The organism is Pantoea sp., from assembly GCF_032114055.1.
GTDB lineage: Bacteria > Pseudomonadota > Gammaproteobacteria > Enterobacterales > Enterobacteriaceae > Pantoea.
Map to the genome: position 1 here is coordinate 127,540 of NZ_DAMCTB010000004.1, position 12,842 is coordinate 140,381.

Annotated in this window: 12 protein-coding genes; 9 read left to right on the top strand and 3 right to left on the bottom strand. The window is 53.7% G+C overall.

The window, feature by feature from the left end:
• Nucleotides 1-79 precede the first annotated feature (79 nt).
• On the bottom strand, nucleotides 80-1,282 hold the full coding sequence (gene ackA / locus RT657_RS08925; protein WP_313653888.1) for an acetate kinase: 1,203 nt from the start codon (nucleotides 1,280-1,282) through the stop codon (nucleotides 80-82).
• A gap of 337 nt (nucleotides 1,283-1,619) precedes the next feature.
• On the opposite strand from ackA, the gene yfbV reads away from it, so the two are divergent.
• From yfbV to RT657_RS08940, 3 genes are all read left to right on the top strand, one after another.
• Nucleotides 1,620-2,072: a terminus macrodomain insulation protein YfbV gene (gene yfbV, locus RT657_RS08930; protein ID WP_313653891.1), complete on the top strand. Its 453-nt coding sequence runs from the start codon at nucleotides 1,620-1,622 to the stop codon at nucleotides 2,070-2,072.
• Nucleotides 2,073-2,217: 145 nt separating this feature from the next.
• Nucleotides 2,218-2,712, top strand: a complete 495-nt coding sequence (locus RT657_RS08935; RefSeq protein ID WP_313653893.1) for a YfbU family protein — start codon at nucleotides 2,218-2,220, stop codon at nucleotides 2,710-2,712.
• Between the two features lie 10 nt (nucleotides 2,713-2,722).
• Nucleotides 2,723-3,382, top strand: a complete 660-nt coding sequence (locus tag RT657_RS08940; RefSeq protein ID WP_409520988.1) for a sugar phosphatase — start codon at nucleotides 2,723-2,725, stop codon at nucleotides 3,380-3,382.
• A gap of 27 nt (nucleotides 3,383-3,409) precedes the next feature.
• On the opposite strand, the gene yfbR is transcribed toward RT657_RS08940, so the two are convergent.
• Nucleotides 3,410-4,009, bottom strand: a complete 600-nt coding sequence (yfbR, locus tag RT657_RS08945; RefSeq protein ID WP_313653897.1) for a 5'-deoxynucleotidase — start codon at nucleotides 4,007-4,009, stop codon at nucleotides 3,410-3,412.
• A 69-nt stretch (nucleotides 4,010-4,078) separates the two neighbouring features.
• A complete protein-coding gene (locus RT657_RS08950) occupies nucleotides 4,079-5,296 on the bottom strand; it encodes a pyridoxal phosphate-dependent aminotransferase (RefSeq protein ID WP_293771996.1) in 1,218 nt (405 codons plus the stop codon).
• 962 nt (nucleotides 5,297-6,258) lie between these two features.
• Here RT657_RS08950 and lrhA point away from each other — a divergent pair.
• The 6 genes from lrhA to nuoF all read left to right on the top strand — a co-directional run bounded on the left by lrhA (nucleotide 6,259) and on the right by nuoF (nucleotide 12,730).
• Nucleotides 6,259-7,182, top strand: coding sequence for a transcriptional regulator LrhA (lrhA, locus tag RT657_RS08955; RefSeq protein ID WP_003854247.1), 924 nt, complete (start codon nucleotides 6,259-6,261; stop codon nucleotides 7,180-7,182).
• A 637-nt stretch (nucleotides 7,183-7,819) separates the two neighbouring features.
• Complete coding sequence (locus RT657_RS08960) at nucleotides 7,820-8,263, top strand: NADH-quinone oxidoreductase subunit A (RefSeq protein ID WP_128084688.1); 444 nt, start codon at nucleotides 7,820-7,822, stop codon at nucleotides 8,261-8,263.
• Nucleotides 8,264-8,278: 15 nt separating this feature from the next.
• On the top strand, nucleotides 8,279-8,956 hold the full coding sequence (locus RT657_RS08965; RefSeq protein ID WP_009089012.1) for a NuoB/complex I 20 kDa subunit family protein: 678 nt from the start codon (nucleotides 8,279-8,281) through the stop codon (nucleotides 8,954-8,956).
• 113 nt (nucleotides 8,957-9,069) lie between these two features.
• The gene (gene nuoC, locus RT657_RS08970; RefSeq protein WP_313653901.1) at nucleotides 9,070-10,869 is read left to right on the top strand and encodes an NADH-quinone oxidoreductase subunit C/D; all 1,800 of its coding nucleotides are present in this window, start codon (nucleotides 9,070-9,072) and stop codon (nucleotides 10,867-10,869) included.
• Nucleotides 10,870-10,871: 2 nt separating this feature from the next.
• Complete coding sequence (gene nuoE, locus RT657_RS08975) at nucleotides 10,872-11,387, top strand: NADH-quinone oxidoreductase subunit NuoE (RefSeq protein WP_313653903.1); 516 nt, start codon at nucleotides 10,872-10,874, stop codon at nucleotides 11,385-11,387.
• Between the two features lie 2 nt (nucleotides 11,388-11,389).
• Nucleotides 11,390-12,730 carry an NADH-quinone oxidoreductase subunit NuoF gene (gene nuoF / locus RT657_RS08980; RefSeq protein ID WP_313654162.1) on the top strand — a complete coding sequence of 447 codons (1,341 nt, stop codon included), beginning with the start codon at nucleotides 11,390-11,392 and terminating at the stop codon, nucleotides 12,728-12,730.
• Nucleotides 12,731-12,842 lie beyond the last annotated feature (112 nt).

The following is a 12,842-nucleotide window of genomic DNA, read 5'->3' on the forward strand; positions in this document are numbered from 1 at the left end:
ACGTGACACGTTTTAACCTCTCAGTCATGGCAGGGTGTCAAAAACAACTCCGTCAGCCTGGGCTGACGGAGAAAAAGACTCAGGCTGTCAGACGCGCAGCGTCCTGGGCGATGACCAGCTCTTCGTTGGTCGGGATCACCAGCGCCGGGCGGGTACCTTCCTTATTGATGTAGCCTGACTTGCCGAAACGGGCTGCCAGGTTGCGATCGTGGTCGATGTCAAAGCCCAGCAGTGCAAGTTTTTTCAGTGAAAGTTCACGCACCATTGCGGCGTTCTCGCCGATGCCGCCGGTAAAGACGACGGCGTCAAGACGGCCATCCATCAGCGCTGTGTAGCTGCCGATATATTTTGCCAGACGATGGCAGAAGACATCCATCGCACGTTTCGCATCTTCTTTGGTGTCGTAGTTATCTTCGACATAACGGCAGTCACTGGTAACTTCGGTCAGGCCCAGCAGGCCAGACTCTTTGGTCAGCAGCTTATTGATGGCATCGACGCTCATTCCCAGCGTGTCATGCAGGAAGAAAACGATGGCCGGGTCGATGTCACCGCTGCGGGTGCCCATTACCAGACCTTCCAGTGGAGTCAGACCCATGGAGGTATCTACACACTCGCCGTTGCGAATCGCCGAAACGGAACCGCCGTTGCCGAGGTGGCAGGTGATGATATTCAGTGACTCAAGCGGCTTATTCAGCATTCTGGCGGCTTCGTGGGTCACATAGAAATGGCTGGTGCCATGTGCGCCATAGCGACGAACGCCATGCTCTTTATACAATCTGTAGGGCAGGGCGTAGAGATAGGACTCTTCCGGCATTGTCTGATGGAAAGCGGTGTCAAATACCGCCACATTCTTATCTGACAGGTGAGGGAAGTTTTTCATCGCTTCATCAATCCCGATCAGGTGAGCCGGATTATGCAGCGGTGCAAAAGAAGCGGCGTCTTTGATGCCCTGCACAACCGCGTCCGTAATGATAACGGACTGCGTCAGTTTTTCGCCGCCGTGAACGATGCGATGACCAATTGCAGCAATTTGTGCCGAAAGCTCAGGTTTTTGTGCCAGAATGGTTTTAACGATAAAGTTCAGCGCTTCGCTATGCGCTGCGCCAGCACCCAAAGGCGCTTCCTGTTTTTCGCCTTCCAGCTTCCATTTGATGCGGGCTTCAGGAAGATGGAAACATTCTGCCAGGCCTGACAGGAATTCTTCACCGCTTGCGGGGTTGAGGATGGCAAACTTAAGGGAAGAGCTGCCACAGTTCAGGACCAGAACTAACTTACTCGACATGGAAGTACCTACTTTTTGAGAGTGGCTAAATTAAACGCAATCAGACTAACAGCGTAGCCCATGAAAGCTGGTAGATTAATGACAAACATCATGCGGTAGACAGAAACCTGCATTCCCGCAAAAAATTTCGTTAATCTTACGTGAAAATTTGAAAATTGCCTTGTCGAAAATCGGGTTCAGGCCTCTTCCCAAAGGCGCATTTCGCTGCCGACAGGTATCGGAGCGGCGTCAGAATAGCCGGAGTCCACTTCAAAGACAAAAATAATTGAAGGATGTCACGTAAAGTTGTGTAGTTATAACTATTTTTTAATCTTTGCAGTATTAGTTGAGGTGAGCCATGGCGAATGAATCTGGCAGTACCAGTTGGTTTCGGATGTTTCAGCGCGGCCAGCATTATATGAAGACATGGCCTGCTGATAAGCGCCTGGCCCCGATATTCCCGGAAAATCGCGTTTCAACGGCGACCCGCTTTGCCATTCGTTTTATGCCGCCTCTGGCCGTTTTCACGCTGACCTGGCAGATTGCGATGGACGGTCAGTTAGGTCCGGCCGTGGCGACGGCGCTGTTTGCCTGCAGCCTGCCGATGCAGGGATTATGGTGGCTGGGTAAACGCTCCATCACGCCGCTGCCGCCGACGCTGCTGAACTGGTTTCATGAAGTGCGTGCCCGGTTGGAAGAGGCGGGGCAGGCGATCGCACCGGTAGAAGGCAAGCCAACCTATCAGGCGCTGGCCGATCTGCTAAAGCGGGCCTTTAAACAGCTCGACCGCACCTTCCTCGACGATCTCTGATCTTTCCCGGGTCGGCGGTAAAATATTTACCGCTGACCTGCGGCCAAATCAATGAAAGGCGATACGGCGATGTCCGTGTCGTTCGCGCTGTGCAATCATCACGCTATTGTCGGTTAACTGAGCGGTCTCTGACCGGGAGCGAATGATGGAAATGACCCATGCACAGCGTCTGATACTTACCAACCAGTATAAAATCATGGCCATGCTTGAGCCGGAGAATGCCGGGCACTTTTGCCGCTATCAGACCATCATCGAACGCGGTTACGCGCTGCAGATGCGGGAGCTGGATAAAGAGTTCGGTGAACTCAGCGAGGCGGTCTGCCGCAAGATTATCGACATCATGGAGATGCATCACGCGCTTCACATCTCCTGGTCAAACCTCAAAGAGCGCCCGCAGCTGGATGAACGCCGGCTCGCTTTTCTGGGCTTCGATGCCGCAACGGAAGCCCGCCTGCTGGGCTATGTCCGCTTTATGGTCAATACGGAAGGACGTTACACCCACTTCGATTCCGGCACGCACGGGTTTAATGCCCAGACCCCGATGTGGGAAAAGTATCAACGCATGCTGGCTTTATGGCAGACTTGTCCGCGCCAGTACCATTTAAGTGCAAATGAAATTGCGCAAGTGATCAATGCCTGAGGAGGAGCGCGTGACCTACAGAGGTTTTCTTTTTGATTTAGACGGCACGCTGGTGGATTCCCTGCCAGCCGTTGAACGAGCCTGGAGCCAGTGGGGGGCCCGTCATGGCATCGCGGCGGATGAGATCCTGGATTTCATTCACGGCAAACAGGCGATTACCTCTCTGCGTCATTTTATGGCAGGCCAGCCGGAAGCCGCGATTCAGGCTGAATTTGTCGCGCTGGAACAGGCGGAAGCGGCGGACACCGAGGGCGTACAGGCGCTGCCGGGCGCAGTGTCGCTGCTCAACCGGCTTAATGCGCTGCAGATCCCCTGGGCAATCGTCACCTCCGGGTCGATGCCGGTGGCGCAGGCGCGTCATCGGGCGGCGGGCTTACCGATGCCCGACGTGTTCATTACTGCAGAGCAGGTCGCAAAAGGGAAACCCGAGCCCGATCCCTATCTGCTGGGCGCAGAAAAGCTCGGCTTAGCGGCATCATCCTGTGTAGTGGCCGAAGATGCCCCTGCAGGCATCTTATCCGGCCTGAGCGCCGGCTGTGCGGTCATTGCTATCAAACCATCTGCGCACACGCCGCGTCTGAATGAGGTGGCGCTTCAGCTCGACTCACTGGCGCATCTGACGATAACCCGTGAGTCTGACGGGAGTTTCAGCTTCACGCAGAAGCCGTAAGCCTGGCCCGGCGGCCTGGCCGTCGGGTTACAGCGGCGTATCCTGCGAGATCTCATCCAGCGACAGGCTGAAACTCGGAATAAATACCTCAACAAAGTAATCCATCTCCGGTGAGCGCCGCTGCGCCAGCGTCTTCTCCAGCCGCGCTTTGGCCAGCAGGAACTCGTTGTTGCCGGCAGAGAGCTCCTCAAGGCACTTCACATAGGCACAGAGCGCATCCGCCTGTTTCACCACGGCCTGCTCCTCTTCGCTGTGCAGATGCTCATCGATCAGTGGCGCATAGACCGCCTGAAACTCGTCGGGCAGCATCGCAATCAGCTTCTGCTGGGCAATCTTCTCGATCTTCTTATATTCGTGGGCGATCTGGGCGTTGTAATATTTTACCGGCGTCGGTAAATCCCCAGTGAGCACCTCGCTGGCGTCGTGATAGAGCGCCAGCATCGCGATGCGATCGGCATTGAGCGATCCGCTGAATTTAAGATTTTTGATCACGGCCAGGGCGTGCGCCACCATGGCGACCTGCAGGCTGTGCTCAGACACGTTTTCGGTGCGCACGTTGCGCATCAGGGGCCAGCGATTGATCAGCTTAAGACGGGAGAGGTGAGCAAAGAAATGGCTTTGAGTCATGCGCGTTCCTGTTGGCCGACAGGGGAGAGACAAGCCCTCCCCAAATAGCGTCAGTATACGCGGGCGCGATTACTGACGATAGCCTTGCAGGAAACGGCCAAACTTATTGATCGCCATCTCCAGATCGTCCACGCGCGGCAGCGTCACGATGCGCAGATGGTCGGGCCATGGCCAGTTAAACGCACTGCCCTGAACCAGCAGCACCTTCTCCTGTAACAGGAAATCCAGTACCATCTTCTGGTCATCGAAGATATTGAATTTTTTAGCGTCAATTTTCGGGAACATATAGAGCGCGCCCTGCGGCTTCACGCAGCTGACGCCCGGAATGTCGTTGATCAGTTCCCACGCACGCTGGCGCTGCTCGTAAAGACGACCGCCGGGCATGATAAATTCACTGATGCTCTGGTAGCCGCCCAGTGCCGTCTGAATGGCATGCTGTGCCGGCACGTTGGCGCAGAGTCGCATCGAAGCGAGCATTTCAAGCCCTTCAATATACCCTTTGGCGTGCTTTTTCGGCCCGTTCAGCACCATCCAGCCCTGCCGGAAACCGGCAACGCGATAGGTTTTGGACAGGCCATTAAACGTGACCGTCAGCAGATCGGGTGCCAGCGCCGCAATGGAGTGATGCTGTGCTTCGTCATAAAGGATCTTGTCGTAGATCTCATCGGCGAAGATGATCAGGTTATGCTGACGCGCAATCTCAACGACCTCCAGCAGCAGCTCTTTGCTATACACCGCGCCGGTCGGGTTGTTGGGATTGATGATGACGATCCCGCGCGTGCGCGGCGTGATTTTACTGCGGATATCGTCCAGGTCCGGGAACCAGCCTGCAGACTCGTCACACAGATAATGCACCGCTTTGCCGCTGGAGAGCGAAACCGCAGCGGTCCATAGCGGATAGTCCGGGGCGGGAACCAGCATTTCATCGCCGCTGTTCAGCAGCGCCTGCATCGCCTGCACAATCAGCTCTGAAACACCGTTGCCAATATAGATGTCTTCTACCGTGACATCGCGCATTTCGCGCGCCTGGTAGTGCTGCATAATCGCTTTACGGGCGGAATAGAGACCCTTGGAATCGCAATAGCCCTGCGCGCTGGGCAGATTACGAATCACATCAACCAGAATCTCATCGGGCGCTTCAAAACCAAAGGGGGCAGGGTTGCCGATGTTCAGTTTAAGAACCTTGTTGCCTTCTTCTTCGAGACGCTTAGCCTCTTTCAGTACCGGGCCACGGATGTCATAGCAGACGTTATCGAGTTTTCCGGATTTATCAATTTGAAAAGTCATTGTTACCGCCTTAATGGGCAGCATCCTTTCGGCTGCCACAGAAATCGAACCAGCACAATGTACTCTCCTCACGGACACAAAAGAAGGGTGTCGCCCCGTTTTGGCGGGTTCAACAACTTTTCACACTGTGGGTAGCTTAAAAATGATTAAAGCGGAGATAGCCTGGTTAATAAAACCAGAAAGAAAAGATTTTAAGAATTTTTAATCTGAAGAAAGCGGGCCTGAGCCCACTTTTTGCTTTGCACAGAGGCGGGCTACCGTGAGGATAGTAAAGCACGATTTTTTGTAAAAACGGAAATATCCACTTAGTGAAATAGTTAAAAGATATTTTATAAACGATCGATTTTCAGGCGGTTTCTGGCTGGCCGTCATGGCAACGCCTTAACAGGTCTTAAGCGTCGCCGTATTAAGTCCAGAGAACAGCAGGAAACATGCCCTTAAAAGAGGTTCATCTGAGACTTTCTTCGCAGGATTGTGAGCCTCACTTAACACTTCTTCACTAAATTTCAGAATGCTGAAGGCTTAAAAAGCGATCAATAATATGGCATAAGGGTGCCTGGATGCATTTAGCACAAAATTTACAGCGCTTTTCACAAAATCATTTCCATTTTGAAGTCAAAAATGATTAAGTATAATTTATTATTTAATGCACTTTGCCGCTTCGCACTGCGGGCGCGCAAAATGCGCTTTTTATCCCGTCCGACACGTCCGGAGGGAATTGAGACAATTACGCAGCTTTCTGCATTTCCGTACTCAGTGCCATCGGTTCAGAAGTTGTCTCTGTCTTGAAGCGTATTATGACCCCGTCAGGGACGTCATCAGCGCAGGTTCCACATGAAAATTTCTTTGTGTCAGTCTTCACACATGACTGTCATTGAGCACCATTACGGCTTATCACTTTGATAAGCCTGTAATAACACCAGGGTAGTAGTTCGTAAAAATCTTATAAGTGAAGAAAAAACATGACTAATGCAAATCGTCCGATACTGAATCTCGACCTCGATCTGCTGAGAACTTTCGTTGCCGTTGCGGATTTGAATACCTTTGCAGCCGCCGCTGCAGCGGTCTGCAGAACCCAGTCAGCAGTCAGTCAGCAGATGCAGCGTCTGGAACAATTGGTAGGTAAAGAGCTGTTTGCCAGACATGGACGTAATAAGCTGCTGACAGAGCACGGGATCCAGCTTTTAGGCTATGCCCGAAAAATTCTTCGTTTCAACGACGAAGCCTGTACCTCTCTGATGTACAGCAACATTCAGGGCGTTCTGACCATTGGTGCCTCTGATGACACCTCAGACACGATTCTGCCATTCCTGCTTAACCGGGTTACCTCGGTTTATCCCAAGCTGGCAATCGACGTTCGGGTCAAACGCAATCCATTTATGATGGAGATGCTGAATCAGGGTGAAGTGGACCTGGTTGTGACCACCTCCAGCCCGGGCAACTTTACCTATCAGGTGCTGCGTACGTCGCCTACATTGTGGTACTGCGCAGCTGATTATATCTTCCAGCGCGGTGAAGCCATTCCACTGGTGCTGCTGGATGAGCCAAGCCCTTATCGTGATATGGCGATTGACCACCTTAATGAGGCGGGCATCCCATGGCGTATCTCATACGTCGCGTCGACTCTGGCGGCTGTGCGTGCCGCAGTGAAAGCGGGTCTGGGTGTTACTGCGCGTCCGGTTGAGATGATGAGTCCGGAGCTGCGTGTAATGGGTGCAGCCGAAGGTCTGCCGGTCCTGCCAGATACCCAGTATCTGCTGTGCCGCAATCCGGATAGCGACAATGAGCTGGCGCTGGCTATCTTTAATGCCATGCAGTCCACCAATGATCCTTACAACCTGAGCAATAATCCGGACGGTGCTCTGCTGCTGGATGACGAAGAGTAACATCGTTAACGTATTCTCCTCATCATCAGCCACACTGCCTTAATAAACGCTTATAAATAAGCCTCTCATTCCCTGAACAGAACGAGAGGCTTTTTTTATACCCGAACCCCTCTTTACTTACTTTTCAGTTCACTCCCCGCCATTCAGCCCGTCTGTAAGTTCCAGTTAAGTCTGAACTGAAATTTACCTGCCGAAAAAATGAACTCACTATTCCGGATCGTTCTGCGAAATGGAGAAAATTCACGCAAAAAGGGCAAAAGTGTGTTTTGGATCAAGAAAATACCCCTGGCATGGGGAAGGAAAACCGAGTGATACCTGTCAAAATATGTTTGTTAATTGCACGATCCATGCATGTGAATACCCGCTACACTAAAATTAACCCTACAGACTGAAGCGATTTAGCTGGAAAGCGGGGCATCATTTGTTAATAATATGATGCAGGTGTGAAATAATGTTTGGATACTTTTGTCAAAGTTGACAAAAGGTTATAGAAAGGAGTAAAAACCCCATAAAATTGCTGTTTATTAAAGAATAACAGCAAGCTTTAAAAGGTTTTTACCCTTCCCTTGAATCGATGTGGTCAGTTTGCTGCGGGAAACGCGTGCAGGATGCCAGCGCCACTTTTGATGAGTAAGCAATGAGTATGTCAACTACCACCGAAATCATCGCTCAGCATTGGGCGTTTATCGTCTTTATCGTTATCGCCTTTGGCCTGTGTGCTTTCATGCTAACCGGAGGATGGCTGCTTGGCGGCAGAGCACGCGCTCGCTACAAGGAGACGCCATTCGAATCGGGCATTGAATCCGTGGGTGATACCCATATCCGCCTGTCGGCAAAATTTTATCTGGTTGCGATGTTTTTCGTCATTTTCGACGTCGAAGCCCTCTTTTTATACGCATGGGCGACCTCCATTCGCGAAAGCGGCTGGGTCGGCTTTGTGGAAGCCGCAATTTTCATTTTGGTGCTCCTGGCGGGTCTGGTCTATCTGGTACGCATCGGCGCACTGGACTGGGCGCCAGCTCGTCGTCGCGTAGTTGTGAAAACGACTACGGTCAGCCACACCAATCCTCATAAGCAGTAAAAGAGAGGCAATAAGATGGACTATACGCTCACCCGCATAGACCCGAACGGTGGTGAGAACGACCGTTATCCTCTGCAAAAGCAGGAAATCGTCAGCGATCCGCTGGAGCAGCACGTTCATCGCAGCGTTTATATGGGCAAACTCGAAAATGCCCTGCATGACATGGTGAACTGGGGGCGCAAAAACTCCCTCTGGCCTTACAACTTCGGCCTGTCCTGTTGTTACGTCGAGATGACCACCTCCTTCACCGCGGTTCACGACGTTGCCCGTTTCGGTGCAGAAGTTATGCGTGCCTCGCCACGTCAGGCTGACTTTATGGTCATCGCCGGTACGCCATTTACCAAAATGGCACCGGTGATTCAGCGTCTTTACGATCAGATGCTGGAACCGAAATGGGTCATCTCTATGGGGGCCTGTGCTAACTCAGGCGGCATGTATGACATCTATTCAGTCGTGCAGGGTGTCGATAAATTCCTGCCGGTGGATGTGTATATTCCTGGCTGCCCGCCACGTCCGGAAGCTTACATGCAGGCGCTGCTGCTGCTGCAGGAGTCAATCGGCAAAGAGCGCCGTCCGCTCTCCTGGGTGGTTGGCGATCAGGGCGTTTATCGCGCCAATATGCAATCGGAGCGTGAGAGAAAACGCGGCGAGCGCATCGCAGTCACAAACCTGCGCAGCCCGGACGAAGTTTAAAACCGTATGGATGGACAATCGCGCCTGCAGCAGAACATCACAATTTAATGCATGGCCCCATCCTGACGCCTTCATTTGAGTGCCTGAGACCAGGCCGGAATGGTGAGTAACGTATGACAGATTTGACCACGCAAGATCTCGCTCAGCCATCATGGCAAACCCGTGATCACCTTGATGACCCGGTGATCGGCGAGTTGCGTAACCGTTTTGGGCCGGATGCCTTTACTGTTCAGCCCACCCGTACCGGTATTCCGGTGGTGTGGGTAAAGCGTGAACAGATACTGGAAATCATTGAATTCCTGCGTAAATTACCTAAGCCTTACGTCATGCTGTATGACCTGCATGGTGTTGATGAGCGTTTACGTACCCACCGCGCAGGCCTGCCTGCAGCGGATTTTTCCGTTTTCTATCACCTGCTGTCGATTGAACGCAACCGCGACATTATGCTCAAGGTGGCGCTGTCTGAAAACGATATGCACCTGCCGACCATCACCCGTCTGTTCCCGAATGCCAACTGGTATGAGCGTGAAACCTGGGAGATGTTTGGTATTACCTTCGACGGTCACCCACACCTGACGCGCATTATGATGCCGCCAACGTGGGAAGGGCATCCGCTGCGCAAAGATTATCCGGCGCGCGCCACCGAATTCGATCCCTTTACGCTGACGAAGCAGAAAGAAGATTTAGAGATGGAGGCGCTGACCTTCAAGCCTGAAGACTGGGGCATGAAGCGCAGCACCACCAACGAAGACTTCATGTTCCTGAACCTCGGGCCTAACCACCCGTCGGCGCACGGTGCGTTCCGCATCATTCTGCAGCTGGATGGCGAAGAGATCGTCGACTGCGTGCCCGACATCGGTTATCACCATCGTGGTGCCGAGAAGATGGGCGAGCGCCAGTCCTGGCACAGCTACATTCCTTACACCGACCGTATCGAATATCTCGGCGGCTGTGTCAACGAGATGCCTTACGTTCTGGCGGTGGAAAAGCTGGCGGGTATTGTGGTGCCCGATCGCGTTAACGTGATCCGCGTCATGCTCTCTGAGCTGTTCCGCATCAACAGCCATCTGCTCTATATCTCTACCTTCATTCAGGACGTCGGCGCCATGACGCCGGTGTTCTTTGCCTTTACCGACCGTCAGAAAATTTACGACGTCGTTGAAGCTATTACCGGTTTCCGTATGCACCCGGCCTGGTTCCGTATCGGTGGCGTGGCGCATGATCTGCCACGCGGCTGGGAACGTCTGCTGCGTGACTTCCTGGACTGGATGCCGAAGCGCCTGAAAGAGTATGACAAGGCTGCACTGCGTAACTCGGTGCTGATTGGCCGTTCCAAAGGCGTCGCCGCTTACAATATGGAAGAGGCGCTGGCGTGGGGGACTACCGGTGCCGGTCTGCGCGCTACCGGTCTGGACTTTGACGTGCGCAAATGGCGGCCGTATTCAGGCTATGAAAACTTCGATTTTGAAATCCCGGTCGGATCGGGCGTCAGTGATGCCTACAGCCGTGTGCAGCTGAAAATGGAAGAGATGTGGCAGTCGCTGCGTATTCTTGAGCAGTGTCTCAACAATATGCCAGAAGGGCCGTTCAAGGCGGACCATCCGCTGACCACGCCGCCGCCGAAAGAGCGCACGCTGCAGCACATCGAAACCCTGATCACGCACTTCCTGCAGGTTTCGTGGGGACCGGTCATGCCCGCCAATGAATCCTTCCAGATGATTGAGGCGACCAAAGGGATCAACAGCTACTACCTGACCAGCGACGGCAGCACCATGAGCTACCGCACCCGCGTGCGCACGCCGAGCTTCCCGCATCTGCAGCAGATTCCTTCGGTAATCCGCGGCAGCCTGGTATCCGACCTGATCGTATATCTGGGTAGTATCGATTTTGTTATGTCAGACGTGGACCGCTAATTATGCACGATCAACACATTGCCATTAAAACGATCGACCCTGATGAGGTCTTCGTGCTGAGCGCGGAAGAACATCACGCCATTGAGCACGAAAAACACCACTATGAAGATGCGCGTGCAGCCTCCATCGAAGCGCTGAAGATCGTGCAGAAGCAGCGCGGCTGGGTGCCGGATGGTGCCATCAACGCGATTGCCGAGGTGCTGGGCATTCCGGCGAGTGACGTTGAAGGCGTGGCGACGTTCTACAGCCAGATCTTCCGTCAGCCGGTTGGCCGTCATGTGATTCGCTACTGTGACAGCGTGGTCTGTCATATTACGGGTTATCAGGGCATTCAGGCGGCGCTGGAGCAGCAGCTGAACATTAAACCGGGCCAGACCACAGCCGATGGCCGCTTTACGCTGCTGCCAACCTGCTGTCTGGGCAACTGTGACAAGGGGCCAACGATGATGGTGGATGAAGATACCCATGTTCATCTGACGCCGGAAGGTATCCCGACTTTGCTGGAGCAGTATCAATGACAATTAAAACGATCATTCGTACTGCTGAAACCCATCCGCTGACCTGGCGGATGCGTGATGACAAACAACCTGTCTGGTTTGACGAATACCGCAGCAAGAACGGCTATGCCGGTGCGGATAAAGCGCTGAAGACCATGGCTCAGGATGAAATTGTCGCGGCAGTGAAAGATTCCGGCCTGAAAGGGCGCGGCGGTGCAGGCTTCTCTACCGGACTGAAGTGGAGCCTGATGCCGAAAGATGAGTCAATGAACATCCGTTACCTGCTGTGTAACGCGGATGAGATGGAGCCGGGCACTTATAAAGACCGTCTGCTGATGGAACAGATGCCGCACCAGCTGGTGGAAGGCATGCTGATCAGCGCCTTTGCCCTGAAAGCCTATCGCGGATACATCTTCCTGCGCGGCGAATATATCGAAGCTGCGGTGCATCTGCGCCGTGCGATTGCCGAAGCGACGGAAGCGGGCTATCTGGGTAAAAATATCCTCGGCACCGGTTTCGACTTTGAGCTGATCGTCCACACCGGCGCGGGTCGCTATATCTGCGGCGAAGAGACGGCGCTGATTAACTCGCTGGAAGGCCGTCGTGCAAATCCGCGTTCCAAACCGCCATTCCCGGCGAGTGCGGGCGCCTGGGGCAAACCGACCTGCGTCAATAACGTCGAAACCCTCTCTAACGTTCCGGCGATTCTGGCCAACGGTGTGGAGTGGTACAAAGGCCTTTCGAAAAGTGAAGATGCCGGCACCAAGATGATGGGCTTCTCCGGACGGGTGAAAAATCCCGGTGTCTGGGAGCTGCCGTTTGGCATCACCGCACGTGAGATCCTGGAAGATTATGCCGGTGGTATGCGCGACGGGCTGAAATTTAAAGCCTGGCAGCCGGGCGGCGCCGGTACGGACTTCCTGACCGATCAGCATCTTGATCTGCCAATGGAGTTCGCCAGCATCGGTAAAGCCGGTAGCCGTCTGGGCACTGCGCTGGCGATGGCGGTGGATCACGAAATCAACATGGTTTCGCTGGTGCGTAATCTGGAAGAGTTCTTTGCGCGTGAATCGTGCGGCTGGTGTACGCCGTGCCGTGACGGTCTGCCGTGGAGTGTGAAAATTCTGCGTGCGCTGGAGCAGAAGCAGGGGCAGCCAGGGGATATCGAAACCCTGCTGCAACTCTGCCGTCAGCTTGGCCCGGGGAAAACCTTCTGTGCGCATGCGCCGGGTGCGGTTGAGCCGCTGCAGAGTGCGATCAAATATTTCCGTGAAGAATTTGAAGCCGGCATGGCACCGCAGGTGTTTGGTAACACCCGCGCGATTGGCGGTATTCAGCCTAACCTGCTGAAAGCACGCTGGTAATCCGCCGCAGAGCACGGAACAGGCCTGGTGCCGCCGCCCCGACAATGTCGTGTGCCGGGGCAAGAATATGATTAACGCTCGTCTCTGACGAGCCTGACGGAAGCATGTCACT